General features: G+C 42.2%; 21 protein-coding genes and 1 tRNA gene. 20 read left to right on the forward strand and 2 right to left on the reverse strand.

Going from position 1 to position 14,720, the window contains the following annotated elements; all coding sequences use genetic code 11:
• Nucleotides 1–267: 267 nt before the first annotated feature.
• Together ubiA and HYR79_07720 are read right to left on the reverse strand one after the other, a co-directional pair.
• Nucleotides 268–1,137, reverse strand: a complete 870-nt coding sequence (gene ubiA, locus HYR79_07715; protein ID MBI1821581.1) for a 4-hydroxybenzoate octaprenyltransferase — start codon at nucleotides 1,135–1,137, stop codon at nucleotides 268–270.
• An 11-nt stretch (nucleotides 1,138–1,148) separates the two neighbouring features.
• Entirely contained in the window at nucleotides 1,149–1,736 is a 588-nt protein-coding gene (locus HYR79_07720) for a chorismate lyase (GenBank protein ID MBI1821582.1), read from the reverse strand.
• Nucleotides 1,737–2,030: 294 nt separating this feature from the next.
• On the opposite strand from HYR79_07720, the gene HYR79_07725 reads away from it, so the two are divergent.
• From HYR79_07725 to HYR79_07820, 20 genes are all read left to right on the forward strand, one after another.
• Nucleotides 2,031–2,354, forward strand: a complete 324-nt coding sequence (locus HYR79_07725) for an integration host factor subunit alpha (GenBank protein ID MBI1821583.1) — start codon at nucleotides 2,031–2,033, stop codon at nucleotides 2,352–2,354.
• Between the two features lie 58 nt (nucleotides 2,355–2,412).
• Complete coding sequence (locus HYR79_07730; GenBank protein MBI1821584.1) at nucleotides 2,413–2,769, forward strand: MerR family transcriptional regulator; 357 nt, start codon at nucleotides 2,413–2,415, stop codon at nucleotides 2,767–2,769.
• Between the two features lie 115 nt (nucleotides 2,770–2,884).
• A tRNA-Pro gene (locus HYR79_07735) sits at nucleotides 2,885–2,958 on the forward strand.
• A gap of 143 nt (nucleotides 2,959–3,101) precedes the next feature.
• Entirely contained in the window at nucleotides 3,102–3,872 is a 771-nt protein-coding gene (surE, locus tag HYR79_07740) for a 5'/3'-nucleotidase SurE (GenBank protein MBI1821585.1), read from the forward strand.
• Nucleotides 3,873–3,958: 86 nt separating this feature from the next.
• Nucleotides 3,959–4,504 carry a DedA family protein gene (locus tag HYR79_07745; protein ID MBI1821586.1) on the forward strand — a complete coding sequence of 182 codons (546 nt, stop codon included), beginning with the start codon at nucleotides 3,959–3,961 and terminating at the stop codon, nucleotides 4,502–4,504.
• Complete coding sequence (locus HYR79_07750; GenBank protein MBI1821587.1) at nucleotides 4,500–6,008, forward strand: cysteine--tRNA ligase; 1,509 nt, start codon at nucleotides 4,500–4,502, stop codon at nucleotides 6,006–6,008. The genes HYR79_07745 and HYR79_07750 overlap by 5 nt, the downstream gene beginning before the upstream one ends.
• A gap of 26 nt (nucleotides 6,009–6,034) precedes the next feature.
• Nucleotides 6,035–6,760 carry a 23S rRNA (guanosine(2251)-2'-O)-methyltransferase RlmB gene (gene rlmB / locus HYR79_07755; protein ID MBI1821588.1) on the forward strand — a complete coding sequence of 242 codons (726 nt, stop codon included), beginning with the start codon at nucleotides 6,035–6,037 and terminating at the stop codon, nucleotides 6,758–6,760.
• Nucleotides 6,761–6,794: 34 nt separating this feature from the next.
• Nucleotides 6,795–8,132, forward strand: a complete 1,338-nt coding sequence (ffh, locus tag HYR79_07760; protein ID MBI1821589.1) for a signal recognition particle protein — start codon at nucleotides 6,795–6,797, stop codon at nucleotides 8,130–8,132.
• A complete protein-coding gene (locus tag HYR79_07765) occupies nucleotides 8,102–8,944 on the forward strand; it encodes a diguanylate cyclase (protein MBI1821590.1) in 843 nt (280 codons plus the stop codon). Before ffh ends, HYR79_07765 begins: the two co-directional genes overlap by 31 nt.
• A 56-nt stretch (nucleotides 8,945–9,000) precedes the next feature.
• On the forward strand, nucleotides 9,001–9,252 hold the full coding sequence (rpsP, locus tag HYR79_07770; protein MBI1821591.1) for a 30S ribosomal protein S16: 252 nt from the start codon (nucleotides 9,001–9,003) through the stop codon (nucleotides 9,250–9,252).
• Nucleotides 9,253–9,303: 51 nt separating this feature from the next.
• On the forward strand, nucleotides 9,304–9,534 hold the full coding sequence (locus HYR79_07775; protein MBI1821592.1) for a KH domain-containing protein: 231 nt from the start codon (nucleotides 9,304–9,306) through the stop codon (nucleotides 9,532–9,534).
• A 13-nt stretch (nucleotides 9,535–9,547) separates the two neighbouring features.
• Nucleotides 9,548–9,685 (forward strand): hypothetical protein, encoded by a 138-nt coding sequence (locus HYR79_07780; protein ID MBI1821593.1) that lies wholly within the window; start codon nucleotides 9,548–9,550, stop codon nucleotides 9,683–9,685.
• A complete protein-coding gene (gene rimM / locus HYR79_07785; protein MBI1821594.1) occupies nucleotides 9,667–10,053 on the forward strand; it encodes a 16S rRNA processing protein RimM in 387 nt (128 codons plus the stop codon). The genes HYR79_07780 and rimM overlap by 19 nt, the downstream gene beginning before the upstream one ends.
• 3 nt (nucleotides 10,054–10,056) lie before the next feature.
• Entirely contained in the window at nucleotides 10,057–10,821 is a 765-nt protein-coding gene (trmD, locus tag HYR79_07790; GenBank protein MBI1821595.1) for a tRNA (guanosine(37)-N1)-methyltransferase TrmD, read from the forward strand.
• Between the two features lie 160 nt (nucleotides 10,822–10,981).
• Nucleotides 10,982–11,419 (forward strand): 50S ribosomal protein L19, encoded by a 438-nt coding sequence (gene rplS / locus HYR79_07795; GenBank protein MBI1821596.1) that lies wholly within the window; start codon nucleotides 10,982–10,984, stop codon nucleotides 11,417–11,419.
• A gap of 19 nt (nucleotides 11,420–11,438) precedes the next feature.
• Nucleotides 11,439–12,071 carry a ribonuclease HII gene (locus tag HYR79_07800; GenBank protein ID MBI1821597.1) on the forward strand — a complete coding sequence of 211 codons (633 nt, stop codon included), beginning with the start codon at nucleotides 11,439–11,441 and terminating at the stop codon, nucleotides 12,069–12,071.
• 202 nt (nucleotides 12,072–12,273) lie between these two features.
• The gene (locus tag HYR79_07805; GenBank protein MBI1821598.1) at nucleotides 12,274–12,639 is read left to right on the forward strand and encodes a YraN family protein; all 366 of its coding nucleotides are present in this window, start codon (nucleotides 12,274–12,276) and stop codon (nucleotides 12,637–12,639) included.
• 54 nt (nucleotides 12,640–12,693) lie between these two features.
• Nucleotides 12,694–13,020, forward strand: a complete 327-nt coding sequence (locus tag HYR79_07810) for a hypothetical protein (protein ID MBI1821599.1) — start codon at nucleotides 12,694–12,696, stop codon at nucleotides 13,018–13,020.
• On the forward strand, nucleotides 13,017–13,691 hold the full coding sequence (gene ftsE, locus HYR79_07815; protein ID MBI1821600.1) for a cell division ATP-binding protein FtsE: 675 nt from the start codon (nucleotides 13,017–13,019) through the stop codon (nucleotides 13,689–13,691). Before HYR79_07810 ends, ftsE begins: the two co-directional genes overlap by 4 nt.
• Before the next feature lie 6 nt (nucleotides 13,692–13,697).
• Nucleotides 13,698–14,597, forward strand: coding sequence for an ABC transporter permease (locus HYR79_07820; protein ID MBI1821601.1), 900 nt, complete (start codon nucleotides 13,698–13,700; stop codon nucleotides 14,595–14,597).
• The last annotated feature ends 123 nt before the right edge of the window (nucleotides 14,598–14,720 follow it).

Below are 14,720 nucleotides of genomic sequence, written 5' to 3' on the forward strand. Positions count from 1 at the left end.
AAGAGCCAGCGCTATGCCAACCGGCCTGGACTTGATACGATTTTTACGGAAGAGGTCCTTCAAGTAAAGGCGAGGCGGAACAAGAAGGTTGTTGAGGCGGTTGAAAAATACGGGTATAAGCAGCGTGAGATTGCGGATTATCTGAGTTTGCATTTTACATCAGTGAGCCGACTGATCAAACAAAACGAGATGGCTTAAAAAATGACAAGAAAATAGACCTGACCCCGTATTCAGCCACCCCGTATATGTAACCTGTGTTTTTTATCATTAATAAAAGAAATAGTCGGTAACGATTCCGATGAAAATAAGAAATCCAAAAAGACCATGATTTTTAAAGAGGCGGAAGAGAATGTCTGAAGATGGATTTCTCTTTAACGTTAGCGTCTGTATAAAGAAAGCAAAACCCATTAAGATGATCATCGAAAAATAGATGAAGTGAAGCCCGGCGACCCATCCTGTCCATCCCAAAAAAAATAAAACGCAGAATAGAAAAAAAGCGGTGGCAAGCCACACGCGATCCCCAAAAAGAATCGCGGTCGATTTGACTCCGATTTTGATATCATCTTCCCGGTCCATTAAAGCGTAGATCGTATCGTAAGCCAGCGACCAGAAGATATTGGCGATAAAAAGCAATATCGCCGGAAGTTCTATTTTATTCTTTACGGCGGCCCAGGCGAGAATCACACCCCATCCAAAACTCATTCCCAAAATAAATTGAGGAAATGAAATAAACCTTTTTGTGAATGGATAGCCGATGGCCAAAAAGAGGCCGGCAAAGGCAAGTAAAATAGTCAGGCGATTGAGCGGGAGGATCAGCAAGAAAGAGAGGGCCGCGAGAACCAGAAACAAAACAAGGCCTTCTTTAACAGTGATTTCGCCAGAGGCAATCGGACGTTCCCTGGTCCTCGTCACATAAGGATCGAAATTCCTGTCCGCGATATCGTTGATGACGCATCCCGCGCTTCGCATCAAAAAACTGCCCAGCGTAAAAATGACGACCAGTAACAGAGAGGGGCGTCCTTGACTGGCGATCCAAAGTGACCAAAGCGTCGGCATTAAGACTAAAACCGTGCCAATCGGGCGGTCAACCCTCATTAACCGAAGGTATGCCCCAATCTTTTTTAAAAAGGGATTCATTTGGAAAACGGTTAAGTTTCAAATAAGGAGGGAGAGAAAACCTCCTGGATAGACGCCAAAAGATGGTTTTGGACTTTCAAACGGTAATGGCGGCACCACATCAAGCTTTCCTTAACCAGGTTAAATTCCCGGGCAAGAGGTGCCGATTCAACACGGCTAAAAGTCATTTTATCTTTAAGTGAGGGAAGATTTGAAAAATCGATGAGATCGCCAATAGACCTGCTTTTTAACTGCAACTGTTGAAGAAGAAAAGGGTCAATTGAATTCATGGGAAGATAAGATCTGGCATAGACCATCCGTTCTTTCTGATCATTTAAAAGCCACACCTCTCTATATAGGACTTTTTCAGGTTTTTTTAATTCAAGGAATTGAACCGTTTCCGTATCGGTTTCCGCAATCGTTTGACTGGCCACCTCCAAATAGACAGGACCCATCATCAGAGCCTGTAAAGAGGTTGTCAAGGTTCCGCCTGAGGTTAAGAGAAGACGAAGGGTAGAATTAAGACCGTTTTTTTTTGAGTCGTGAATAAAAGATTGACTGTCCGGCCAGAATTTTCGGCAGGTAATAGAAAAAGGCTGATCCATGGGGGTAGAATACAAAATGGCCTCCACCTTGTCAAGGCATCAGCCGGTCCCAAGACCAGCGATAGACTTCGCACCCACTTATTAATCATGTCATTGCGAGCACCGAAGGGTGCGTGGCAATCTTATCGTAAAGTCTTGAGATTGCTTCACTTTGTTCGCAATGACAGCTTTCTAACTCTGTTCTTGTGTAACCTATTGTATTTTATATTCAATTTTTAACGTATTTTTAAAATAAAGAAAAAGGTTTCATCAAACCTTCGTTTCGTAAATAAGTTCGTCGTAGTCCTTGTTAGATCAAAAGGGTTTAAAATGAGAAAGACCGATATTACCACAGAATTATTTGAAAAAATTGGGATCTCAAAAAAAGAAGGCTCTGAAATTTTAGAAATAATCCTTTCTACAATTAAAGATGTTTTAAAAAAAGGTGAAATCTTTAAAGTCGCCGGTTTCGGAAATTTTGTGGTGAGGCAAAAAAAAGAAAGAAAAGGGAGAAATCCAAAAACGGGTGAGGAAATTGGAATTACACCCAGAAAAGTGGTCAGCTTCAGACCCAGCCAAGTTTTTAAAAAATATGTCAATACGGCCGAGAATACAGAGAATACAAATGTTTCAGAAAAATCCAATGTTCCCTGAAGGGTTACCCTGATCATTAAAGGTTAGACTTTATCTGTTTTAAAATCATCCGATATCGATGAAAAACTCAAAATCGAGAAAAAAACAGAGAAACAATACCACCGGAAAATCCGAAAAAATGTTTTATAAAATAGGGGAGGTCAGTCAAATAACGGGGTTAGAGTCTTATGTTCTTCGATTCTGGGAAAATCAGTTTCCGGTTCTCCATCCTAAGAAAAATAACGGAGGACAACGGGTTTATCTTTCAAAGGATATTCAACTGATCCTTAAAATAAAGAAGATGCTCTACGAGGAAGGATACACGATCATAGGCGCTAAAAAAGCTTTAAGGCAACATTCAGGCGGCCCGGCTCCTGCTTCAGACCTTTTTCAGATTCAGAAGGAACTGAAGGGCATCCTCGATCTTTTACACTAAATAAAGGCGTAAGTGAAGCAACTGGCTTAGCCAGTGCGAAACGCGGGGTTTGGGGGCATTGGAGGATTTCACGAAGTGAAACCGCACAGGTCCCCAAGTAAAATAGTAAAATTTTCGGGGCGTAGCGCAGCCCGGTAGCGCACTCGCTTGGGGTGCGAGTGGTCGCTGGTTCAAATCCAGTCGCCCCGATTCTTTACATAGGGACAGGCCCATGTGGCCTGTCCTGGCACCCGTAGAGAGGGTCAAATCCCCAAACGTAGTCCCGAATTTCGGGACTTTTTTATTTCAGGAAACATCCGGTTGTTTTTAACTTTTCAGAGCAGAGTATTATGATCGACATTCTTGTTTCCAATGATGACGGGATTCAATCTCCCGGGATCCATGCGTTAGCCGAAGTTCTTCGAGAATTAGGAAATATTTACGTTGTGGCTCCGGATCGTGAAAGAAACGCCGTTGGTCATGCCCTGACCCTCCATAAACCGCTGCGCGTCGAAGAAATTAAAAAAAACTTTTTCAGCCTCAATGGAACTCCCACGGATTGTGTAAATTGGGGAGTGCTCCACCTTTTAAAGAAACCACCTGCCCTGTTGGTTTCCGGGATTAACAAAGGAGCTAACCTGGGCGATGATGTCACCTATTCGGGTACCGTTTCAGCGGCATTTGAGGGAACAATTCTTAAAGTGCCTTCGATTGCCGTATCCCAAATGGGCCCGCCTCCCTACGAATTTAAGTCCGCCGCCCAGTTTGCCTTGCAAATTGCCAAACAGATCTTAAATAAAGGACTCCCAAATGATATTTTATTAAATGTCAATGTCCCGAATCTCCCGATCGAAAAAATCAAGGACATTAAAATTGTTTCCCTCGGCAGGCGGGTTTTTGAAGATAACGCCATCATTGAGAAAACAGACCCCAGAGGGAGAAAATATTATTGGATAGGGGGAACAAAAATTCTTTGGGAGGATAAACCAGACACGGACAACGATGCGGTCTCCCATGGCCATGTGTCAGTTACCCCTCTTCATCTCGACCTAACCCATTATGAATTTCTGAAAAAGATGAAAAAATGGGAAAAGGCGCTCAACCGCGATAAGAAAGACGATTGAATTTTTTTGATGCCATAATCGGGTACCTTGGCGAATGGATCCTCTCGATCATTTCAAAATATGGGTATTCCGGAATTGTTTGGAGTATGGCCATTGAAAGCGCCTGCATTCCCCTCCCGAGTGAAATTATCATGACCTTTTCAGGTTTTCTGGTGTCTGTGGGAACTTTTTCATTGACCGGAGTAACCCTGGCGGGGGCGTTTGGAAATCTATTGGGATCATGGGTCGCCTACGTGGCCGGACGGTTTGGAGGGAGAAAATTTTTAGAAAACCACGGGAAATACTTTTTGATATCGAACGAAGATCTGATTAAAGCCGACCAATGGTTTTTAAAGTATGGAGAGTTCACAGTTTTTGCAACGCGAATGCTTCCTTTAGTCAGGACTTTTATTTCTCTTCCCGCGGGAATTTCTAAAATGAATTTCGTGAAATTTTCCATTTATTCTTTTGTCGGATCAATTCCATGGTGTTTTGGCCTTGCTTATCTTGGAAAAGAACTTGGGGTTCACTGGAGGGGATTGGGCCCTTATTTCCATCAGTTTGATTTTTTAATTATTTTAGGTTTAATTTTCTTTATTTTTTGGTTCAAGCGAGCCAACGGAAAGAAAAAAAACAGGGTGATCCATGATTAAAATTAAAATCTTTAATTCGATGAACCGGCAAAAGGAAATTTTTAAACCGCTCATTTCTGAAAAAGTCAATATGTATGTCTGTGGCGTAACCGTTTATGACGACTCTCATATAGGACATGCCCGGAGCGCGATTGTTTTTGATATGATCGCGCGCTATTTCCGGTTCAGAGGGTTCGAAGTCACGCTGGTTAAAAATTTTACAGACGTCGATGACAAAATTATTAAACGGTCGCATGAGGAAAATATTCCGTGGAAAAATTTAACAGAAAAATATATCGACGAATATCACAACGACATGGATCGATTAAATGTAACGCGTCCAACCCATGAACCCAAAGCCACTGAGTACATTTCAGATATGATTAAAATAATTCAGAGGCTAATGGAAAAAGGGTATGCTTATGAATCGGCCGGAGATGTTTATTACCGGGTCAATGCCTTTAAATCTTATGGACAGCTGTCCCGGCGTGATTTATCGATCGAGTCTGCCGGTATAAGAGTTGACGTCAATGAGTTAAAAGAGAACCCTCTCGATTTTGTGCTCTGGAAATCATCAAAACCGGGGGAACCGTCATGGGATTCTCCCTGGGGAAAAGGACGTCCGGGATGGCACATTGAATGTTCCGCAATGGCCATGTCCCTGTTAGGGGAAACCATCGATATTCATGGCGGCGGAGAAGATCTTTTATTTCCCCATCATGAAAATGAAATCGCCCAGAGTGAAGGATTTTCAGGAAAGAAATTTGTCGGCTATTGGATTCATAATGGATTTGTGACGGTTAATCAGGAAAAGATGTCAAAGTCGCTAGGGAATTTTTTTACGATAAAGGAAATCTTTAATAAATATTCGTATCCTGTTAATATAACAGGGGAAATTTTACGCTATTTTATTCTTTCTACGCATTACCGTCAACCCATCCAATTTTCTGATCAAGCGATTGATGAAGCGAAAAGTAGTCTCGACCGGTTTTATGATCTATTAAAACGATGTAAAGAGGCTTCCGGAGAAAAGAAGGATGGAGGAATCGACCTGAATCAGGCACTTAACAAAACCCGAACAAGATTTATTGATGTAATGGATGATGATTTTAACACACCTGAAGGCATTGCTCATCTTCATTTGCTACGGAGTGAATTGAATAAACATTTCTCCCATGGCATAGATGCTGAAGAGGGACGTAAAGTTTTAAGTTTTTTCGCGGAGGTCGGAAAACCGCTCGGCCTCTTTCATGTATCGCCTGAGCAATGGCCCTTTTTTGTTCCTATTCCTGAGGTTTCCAGTCCATTTTCTTCTCAAAGGAAACAAAATACGATTTCCGGAACCTCTACCTTTAAACCCGTCCTAGTACCGGAAGACGAAGCCATTAAAAAATTAATTATGGAACGTGCCGAGGCCAAAAATAAAAAAGATTTTAAAAAGGCTGACGAAATTCGCAAAGATCTATTAAAAGAGGGTGTTATTCTGGAAGATCATCCTGGTGGGAAAACAACTTGGAAAAAATAAGTAGAAATGAAAACCTGGTGATCGGGATGCATCCGATGCTGGAAGCCTTAAGAGCCAAGGGACGCTCTTTTAGTCAGATTTATATTCAAAAAGGGAAAAAAGAATCTTCTCTGAAGGAAATGATTCAACTGGCCAAAGAGCAGAATATCCGGGTGACCTATGCCGCAAAAGAAATCCTTGATCAAATTTCCGGAACCTTAAAACATCAGGGCGTTTTGGGACTCGGAGCGTCTAAACGGTATGACACCATCGACCACCTCCTCGAACATTCCCGGCAAACAGGAGAACCGGCTTTTTTCTTGATTCTTGACGAAATCGAGGACCCGAGAAATCTTGGAGCTATTTTAAGAACGGCTGAAGGGGCGGGCATACATGGCGTTATTCTTCCAACCCGGCGTTCAGCGGGAATTACTGAAACAGTTGCAAAGACCTCTGCCGGAGCCATAGAATACGTCAAGGTTGTTCAAGTCGTTAATATCGTTCAAACGATTGAATTTCTAAAAACTCAGGGGATTTGGGTTTACGGCTTAGACGGCGAAGCAAAAGCAACCTATCTTCAAATGGATTACACTGCACCCGCTGCTTTTGTCTTAGGTGCGGAAGGAAAAGGACTCCGTCCGCTGGTTAAACAAACCTGTGACATGACGATCTCAATTCCGATGAGGGGAAAAGTCCAATCGTTAAACGTATCAACCGCCGCAGGTATCGTCGTTTATGAAGTCCTCAGGCAGAGAGCCAAAATTTCGAAATAAAGAATAAAAAAGGTTTAATCAGAAAGAAAAATGTATGCTGAATGAATTAACCGACAAATTAAATACAATTTTTAAAAAAATCAGGGGTGTTGGTGTCTTAAAAGAAGAAAACATCAATGAGGCATTGCGTGAAGTCCGCCTGGCCTTCCTCGAAGCCGACGTTAATTTTAAAGTCGTTAAAGGTTTTATTGATGCCGTAAAAGCAAAAGCTCTTGGCCAGAAGGTGATGGAAAGCTTCACCCCCGGCCAACAGATGATCAAGATCGTCTACGAGGAACTCTGTCTTCTTCTTGGCGGGCAACAGAATAAAATACCCATGGCTTCCATGCCCCCCACGGTTTTCATGCTCATTGGTTTACAGGGAGCGGGTAAAACAACCACGGCAGGGAAAATAGCGGCCTTTTACAAAAAAGAAGGAAAAAGGGTCTTGCTGGTTCCCGCAGATCCCTACCGGCCGGCGGCAAAAAATCAATTGGAGTTTATCGGAAAACAGATTGAAGTCGACGTCGATTCCTCAGACCAAAAAGATCCAATAACGATCGTAAAAAACGCACTCTCCCGGGCAAAACAACAGGGATATGACTTAGTCGTTATCGATACCGCGGGACGGCTTCAAATCGATGAAGCTCTGATGGAAGAGCTCCAGATGATCAAATCCCTGGTCAATCCCCATGAAATTCTTATGGTGGCCGACGGGATGATCGGGCAGGAAGCCGTAAAAGTGGTCGAAGGATTTCATCAGCGTTTAGGAATTACCGGGATCGTGTTAACAAAAATGGAAGGCGATGCCAGAGGTGGAGCGCTTCTTTCCATGAAGCAGGTGACCGGAACACCGGTACGATTTATCGGGACCGGCGAGAAATTAGATGCCCTTGAATTTTTTTACCCCGACCGGATGGCCTCCCGAATTCTGGGAATGGGAGACGTTCTGTCGTTGATCGAACTTGCTCAGGAAAACTTCGATAAAAAACAGGCGGAAATCGTTACCAAAAAAATCCAGACCAATCACTTTACCCTTACAGACTTTAAAGAACAGATAAAACAGCTTAAAAAATTCGGTTCTTTTGAAAAAGTTCTTTCTATGATTCCTGGCGCCGGCCAACTTAAATTAGGCGGAGATATGGCGATGCCGGAAAAAGAGCTGGCAAGGATTGAAGCCATCATTAACTCCATGACTCTTAAGGAAAGAGAAAACCCGGGTATGATAAACGGCTCCAGGCGGAAAAGAATTTCCAAAGGAAGCGGCACGACTGTGCAGGAGATCAATAAATTACTCAAGCAGTTCATGGAAGCCAAAAAAATGATGAAAACCTTGAGTGCAAAAGGAGGCGCGGCGAAACTATGGCGTTCAATATCGATGAGGAAGGGTTAAAGTCTCTTTTTTATTACACATCAGACGGGGTTATCATCCTCGATTCCTCTCTGAACATCGAAGCGTTAAATCCCTCAGCCGGGGAAATTACGGGGTGGAATATGGAAGAGATGATTGGGAAAAAGTTCCCTGTTCACCAACTCATCTATTTGAATTCCTCTCAAAATAAGGCCAATCATCTGCTCTTTAACCCTTCCGGGGCAAATTTCGACCTGGAAATGGAGGTAACGCTTGGATCTGGCAATAAAGTTCTTCTCCCTGCCATTTCCTTTCCCATCACCACTCCTGAAGAAAAACCCTGCTATGGTTTAATTCTTGAAAATGTTCTTTTGAAATATGGTCTTGGAGAAAAACAGATTAAAACAGAGCGGCTGGATGAATTAACAGGACTTTATCATAAAACTTTTTTTGAACAGGCCGCCGAAGAGGAAATTAAAAGGATGCGGAAACATGGCGGCGTTTTAGGCGCCCTTCTTGTTCAAATCGGCAATTTAGCGTTTATTAATCAAAGTTACGGCAAGGCTAAAGCCAACGAGATTGTTAAAAAAGTAGGGGAGATTGTAAAAGGAAATTCCCGCGATGTCGACCTGGTGGGCCGGTTTTCCGAAGATGAAATAATGGTTTTACTCATTCATTCCGACAATCATAAAATGAATATTATTCTAAAACGGCTTAAAGAAAAATTCGTTCAGGAGAACCAAACTCGGGCCTTTCCCGTTCCGGTTAACATAAAAGTGGGAAAAACCCTGATGAATCATGATTACGAACAAATTTTCAATCATGTAAAACTCTCTCTTGAAAATTTTATTTAACCAGGTTATAATTACAGCTTTTGAAAATTGTAAAACTCTAAACGTAAGGAGATCCTGTGGCAGTAACAGTAAGACTATCCCGGATGGGAAGACATAAAAGACCCTTTTATAGAATCGTGGCAACCGATTCAAGATTTCCCAAAGAAGGTCGTTTTCTGGATATTTTAGGAACTTACGATCCGTTGGGAAAGGAAAAAAAGGTTACGATTCAAACCGATCGGATTCAATATTGGTTGGGCCAGGGAGCTCAAATGTCTGACACTGTCAGAAGCATTTTCCAGAAAGAGGGTCTTTTCAAAAACAAATAACGTTTCGAGAAAGCACCTGAGCCCAAGGAGCCTGCTATGGAAGTTGAGCCGATGAAAAACTTAATTGAATACATCGCAAAATCTTTAGTGGATAAACCAGAAGGGGTCGTTGTAAGAGAAACTGATGGTGAAAAAACCACGATTATTGAGTTGCGGGTCAATCAGGAAGATCTGGGAAAAGTAATCGGAAAGCAGGGAAGAACCGCTAGAGCCATGAGGACCATCCTAAATGCCGCCGGGACAAAATTAGGCAAGAGGTGCGTTCTTGAAATATTAGAGTAACTGAAAAAAGCCCATGGAAAAAGATTGGATTATCATCGGAAAAATCCTTAAACCCAGAGGGCTTTCCGGCGAGCTTAAGGTAAAACTTCTGACAGACTTTCCGGAACGTTTTGCCGCAGGAAAAACGGTTTTATTAAAAAAAAAGAACTGATTCCATGTTTAATCGCCGAGTCACAGATTCAAGGGGACTTTGCCTACATTCGTTTAGATCATATTCGGTCCGTTGAAGAAACGAAGGAATTAATCGGAGAGACGTTTGTTATCCCTTTTGAGGAACTGGCCCCGCCAGGAGAAGGCGCTTTTTATCCCTTTCAACTGATTGGGTGGGATGTTTTTACGGAAGAAAATGAACATATCGGACAAATTATTGAGATTTATTCATTCCCGCATCAGTCTATTTACGAAATAAAAAAAGGGAAAAAAGAATATTTAATACCGGCAACAAAAAATTTTATAAAAAAAATAGATTTACTTGAAAAAAAAATCATCATTCATGCCATTGACGGCTTATTAGGATAGAAGATGATACGGGTAAAAATTTTAACCTTGTTTCCCGACATGGTGCTCCCTGTTTTAAATCATAGTATTTTGAAAAGAGCCATAGAAAACAGGGCCTTACAGGTTAAAGTGATCGATATTCGGGATTTTTCTAGAAAGAAACACAGACAGGTGGATGATACCCCTTATGGCGGCGGTGCGGGGATGGTCATGTCTCCTGAACCGGTTTTTGAAGTCTTTGATTCATTGAAGACCGAAGGGCCCATGCGTATCATTTTGACCAGCCCGCGCGGAAAGATCTTTAATCAGGAAAAAGCTCAGGAATTAAGTCAAGAAACAAAAACAATTGTTTTTCTATGCGGGCGCTACGAAGGCCTCGATGAAAGAATTTCGATTGCTTTTGCCATGGAAGAAATTTCAATCGGAGATTTCATTTTAACAGGAGGAGAATTGCCAGCTCTGGTGATTTTAGACGCGATGAGCAGATGGGTGCCAGGAGTATTAGGCTCCAAAGAATCGATTCAAGAAGAATCTTTTTCGTCAGATCTTCTTGAATATCCCCATTACACAAAACCTTCTGTTTTCAGGGGAATGGAGGTTCCGCCTGTTTTATTGTCAGGTCATCACGAAGCGATCCGTAAATGGCGTTTAAAAGAGTCGCTCCGTAAAACAATGCAAATGCGGCCTGATTTGATGGCAAAAAAAGTCTTTAACAATGAAGAACTGGATCTTTTAAAAGAAATAGAGAAAGAAAATCATCAAACGGAAGTGGAAATAGTTAAAAATTAGCGACATTGCCAAAAGCGAAGCAACCGGCTTTGCTGGTGCGTAGCGAGGGGTTCGGGGGCTTAAAAAACATAGTTTCGCTGCGGGAGCGCTCGCGAGCAAGCTTTGTGGGACAGCCCCCTGAATATAAATAGACAGGCAGCTTTGTGGGAGGAACAGGGTCATGAATCAGAAAGAAAGAATTGAACGGGGGCTCCTCAAGAAAGAGACTCCAAGTTTTAAAATCGGGGATACCGTCAATATCCATGTCAAGGTTATTGAAGGGGAGAAAGAGAGAATTCAGGTTTTTAAAGGATTGATCATCGGGCGGAAGGGAACGTTAAATCGGGAAACATTTACCGTCAGGAAAATCTCCTATGGCGTCGGCGTCGAGCGTATTTTTCCGGTCCATTCCCCTTTTATCGAGAAAATTGAAGTATTAAGGGAAGGGAAAATTCGAAGAGCGAAACTCTATTATCTTCGTGGCAAAAAAGGGAAAGCCGCCAGAATTGCTGAAAGAGAATATAAGGCAGAAGGACCGGTTGCTACCCAGATCCCTGTGATTGAAGAGAACGTTGAAACCCTGGCGCCCGTTGGCGTTGAGACCAAAGGCGCTGCCTAAACCTTTTGATGATCTCCTAATGGATTCCGCTCTCGCCAGCAGATGGGAAAAAATGGCCCGGTTTGAAAACCAGGTGCTAAAAGCCGGTTTTCATTCCACCGCTGGAATCGATGAAGCAGGAAGGGGCCCGTTGGCCGGGCCGGTCGTTGCGGCGTCCGTGATTTTCCCCGTTGATTTTAAGCTCTTGGGACTAAATGATTCAAAACAGCTGACCGCCGGACAACGAAACCTCTTCTACAAAGAAATTATAAAAAATGCCCTGGCAATAGGGGTTGGGATCGTAGAACCAGAGGTCATTGATCAAATCAATATTCTTCAGGGAACTTACCTCGCCGCCCAAATTGCGGTTTCAAATATGCCTTTTCCTCCCGAATTTTTACTCATTGACGCTCTAAACCTTTCTTTTTTAAACATTCCCCAAAAATCTATCATTAAAGGGGATACCCTCTCTTATTCGATTGCCGGGGCCTCCGTCATTGCCAAAGTGACTCGAGACCGTTTAATGGACGCTTATCACATTCAATTTCCCCAGTATCATTTCAACCGTCATAAGGGATATGGGACCAAAGAACACCTATCCATTTTACGCCAATTGGGTCCATCACCGATTCACCGAAGGTCTTTCCGCGGTGTCAAACCGTCACCTTCTTAGTCTGGAAATTTTATTTTTTTCTTGGTATAGTGAAGCAACCGGCTTTGCCGGTGCAGAACGCGGGGTTCGGGGGCATTGAGCCTCCGAGCTGGCTTTAGGAGCGTTTTCACAGCGGACATGAGACTAGATTTTTAAAAACATTAGCTCCGTTGCGAAGGCCCCTGAATATGAATGAAAAAACCGTTAAAAAAGCCAGGCGCAAATGACTTCAATTACCCAGGAGTATGGTCAGGAGGCTGAAAATCATGCCGCCCAGTTTTTAGCCCGCAGGGGATATGCCATTCTGGAGAAGAATTATAAAACCCGTTTCGGAGAAATAGATTTAATTGCAAAAGATCAAGAATATCTTGTCTTTGTTGAAATTAAAGCCCGGAAAAATGACCATTTTGGAGGCGCCCGCGCCGCGATCACGCCAACTAAAAGGAAAAAAATCATTCAGATGGCTAAATTTTATATCTTTTCAAAAAAAATCGAGAGCGATGTTCGATTTGATGTTGTGCTCATCTTGGGACCGATCGATTCGCCCTCTGTTGAACTCATCCAAAATGCGTTTGATTTAAGTCTTTAAGGAAATGATCGAAAACTCTCTTCTTTCCCTGAAAAAGATGTTATAAAGTGAACTATGCAGACAGGTTTTAATACGGATATCGAATACCAGAAAATGATTTTCCATGTGCAAACGGAAGACAGCGGACCTCAAAATCCGGTGATCATTACGCACCTTTTTTATAAAGGGGCGATTTTATCCTCAAAAAAAACGAATTATTCGGCTTTATTTATTCCAAAACATGAAATAGAGAAATTAAAAGATTTAATGAAACGGCAACATGAAGAAATGATCGCCTCTCTTTTAAACGGGCAATGTAATCATTTTCTGGGAAGCGGTGAAAAGAAGAAGAAAACAAGTCTGGACGATTATGTAGATGAATACATTAAAAACAAGCAATGATTCAAATTTCTAATCTTTACAAAGGCTACCACCCCGATCGTTATACACTCAAAGATTTTAATTTAAAAATTGAGAAAGGGGAATTTGTATTTATCATGGGGCCGAGCGGCGCCGGCAAGACAACCCTTCTCAAACTTCTTTTTTGTGAAGAAAAAATTGACCAGGGATATATCCTGGTTCAAGGCCAGAATATTTCCCGCCTAAAACCCTCTGCTATTCCTTATTATAGAAGAAAAATTGGATTCATCTTTCAGGACTTTAGACTTATCCTTCGGAAAACCGTATTCGAAAACGTTGCGCTTGCCCTCAAAGTCCTTTACCTGCCAAATAAGGAAATTCAAAAAAAGGTTCACGAAGCGCTTAGCCTGGTCGGACTTGAATATAAAAAAGACTTAAAAAGCATAGACCTTTCCGGAGGAGAACAACAGCGCGTCTGTATCGCAAGAGCTTTTGTCAATCGTCCGGCGATTATTTTAGCCGATGAACCCACCGGAAACCTTGATTTTGATCTCTCCCTCCATTTTCTACAGCTCTTAAAAGGTATTCAGGCGCGCGGGACAACTGTGGTCGTCGCTACCCACAATAAGGAATTGGTTAACCTGTCCAGGAAACGAGTGGTTTACATAAAAGAAGGGCGGGTGGTTACCGATCAACCCGCGGGCTTAGCCTGAACCCCCATGGCCACTTTATATTATTTTTTTAAGGAATTTTTATATAATTTAAACCGTCATCGGTTATTAACGCTCGGGGCGGTATTAACCTCCGCGTTTATATGGGTGATTCTCGGGTTTTTCGCGATCATTTATTTCAATCTTTTCGAGCTTTATTCAAGCCTGAAGGAAGATGTTAAACTCATTGTTTATCTTCAAGATGGGTTAAGCGGAGGCGATGTAAAATTTTTGGAAGAGAGGCTTTCTGCCGAACGAGAGGTTTCGTCCATTCGTTATATTTCAAAAGAACAAGCCTTGACCGGTTTTCGAAAAACGCTCCAGGCTAAAGATGATTTATTTAAAAATTTTGAAGGGAATCCCCTTCCGAGTTATTTTGAAATCAAATTCAAAGACCTCTACCAATCTTCGGAAGATTACACGAGATTTATTCAAAAAATAAGGGGAAATAAAGGAATCGAGGACATTTTTTACGGAAAAGAGTGGGTCGATCTTTTAACCCGGTATGTGGAGTTCATTCAGATCTTAGGCATCGCGATTGGTTTTATTTTGCTGATCGGGATGATCTCCATGATAGGAATCATCCTTCGATTAACCGTTTATTCAAAACGAGAAGAGATTCAGGTTTTAAAATACATCGGAGCAACCCATTGGTTTATCAAGGTGCCTCTTTTGCTGGAAGGGGCGTTTTTGGGTTTGGTCAGCGTCGGGTTATCTTTGATCGCCCTTTACGGGGTCTTCCAATTATTAATCGGCTTTTCTCCATTCTATGAATTATTTGTCGGGGCTCCGTTTAAGACCACATTCCTGCCGTTAAATTATATTTTTATCTTTCTCATTTCAGGTCCTTTTTTGGGTGTCATGGGAAGTTTTTTTCCTTTGCAAAAATATTTAAAATCTTTTAATTAAGTGAAACAACTGGCTTTGCCAGTGACGGACTTTGGAATGGTCGTCGTTAGACCGAGACGGGCTTGGGAATGGTCGTCGTTAGACCGAGCATAACGTGGGGGTTCGGGGGCTGAGCGCCTTTTG

It is taken from the genome of Nitrospirota bacterium, assembly GCA_016178585.1.
Classification (GTDB): Bacteria; Nitrospirota; Nitrospiria; order JACQBW01; family JACQBW01; genus JACOTA01.

What these genes read in the sequence shown, in the direction of transcription:
- ubiA (MBI1821581.1), bottom strand. Translation starts at nt 1,137, where the DNA reads ATGAATCCCTTTTTAAAAAAGATTGGGGCATACCTTCGGTTAATGAGG.
- HYR79_07725 (MBI1821583.1), top strand. Translation starts at nt 2,031, where the DNA reads ATGAGAAAGACCGATATTACCACAGAATTATTTGAAAAAATTGGGATC.
- HYR79_07730 (MBI1821584.1), top strand. Translation starts at nt 2,413, where the DNA reads ATGAAAAACTCAAAATCGAGAAAAAAACAGAGAAACAATACCACCGGA.
- HYR79_07745 (MBI1821586.1), top strand. Translation starts at nt 3,959, where the DNA reads ATGGCCATTGAAAGCGCCTGCATTCCCCTCCCGAGTGAAATTATCATG.
- rlmB (MBI1821588.1), top strand. Translation starts at nt 6,035, where the DNA reads ATGCATCCGATGCTGGAAGCCTTAAGAGCCAAGGGACGCTCTTTTAGT.
- ffh (MBI1821589.1), top strand. Translation starts at nt 6,795, where the DNA reads ATGCTGAATGAATTAACCGACAAATTAAATACAATTTTTAAAAAAATC.
- HYR79_07765 (MBI1821590.1), top strand. Translation starts at nt 8,102, where the DNA reads ATGGCGTTCAATATCGATGAGGAAGGGTTAAAGTCTCTTTTTTATTAC.
- HYR79_07775 (MBI1821592.1), top strand. Translation starts at nt 9,304, where the DNA reads ATGAAAAACTTAATTGAATACATCGCAAAATCTTTAGTGGATAAACCA.
- HYR79_07780 (MBI1821593.1), top strand. Translation starts at nt 9,548, where the DNA reads ATGGAAAAAGATTGGATTATCATCGGAAAAATCCTTAAACCCAGAGGG.
- trmD (MBI1821595.1), top strand. Translation starts at nt 10,057, where the DNA reads ATGATACGGGTAAAAATTTTAACCTTGTTTCCCGACATGGTGCTCCCT.
- rplS (MBI1821596.1), top strand. Translation starts at nt 10,982, where the DNA reads ATGAATCAGAAAGAAAGAATTGAACGGGGGCTCCTCAAGAAAGAGACT.
- HYR79_07800 (MBI1821597.1), top strand. Translation starts at nt 11,439, where the DNA reads ATGGATTCCGCTCTCGCCAGCAGATGGGAAAAAATGGCCCGGTTTGAA.
- HYR79_07805 (MBI1821598.1), top strand. Translation starts at nt 12,274, where the DNA reads ATGACTTCAATTACCCAGGAGTATGGTCAGGAGGCTGAAAATCATGCC.
- HYR79_07810 (MBI1821599.1), top strand. Translation starts at nt 12,694, where the DNA reads ATGCAGACAGGTTTTAATACGGATATCGAATACCAGAAAATGATTTTC.
- ftsE (MBI1821600.1), top strand. Translation starts at nt 13,017, where the DNA reads ATGATTCAAATTTCTAATCTTTACAAAGGCTACCACCCCGATCGTTAT.
- HYR79_07820 (MBI1821601.1), top strand. Translation starts at nt 13,698, where the DNA reads ATGGCCACTTTATATTATTTTTTTAAGGAATTTTTATATAATTTAAAC.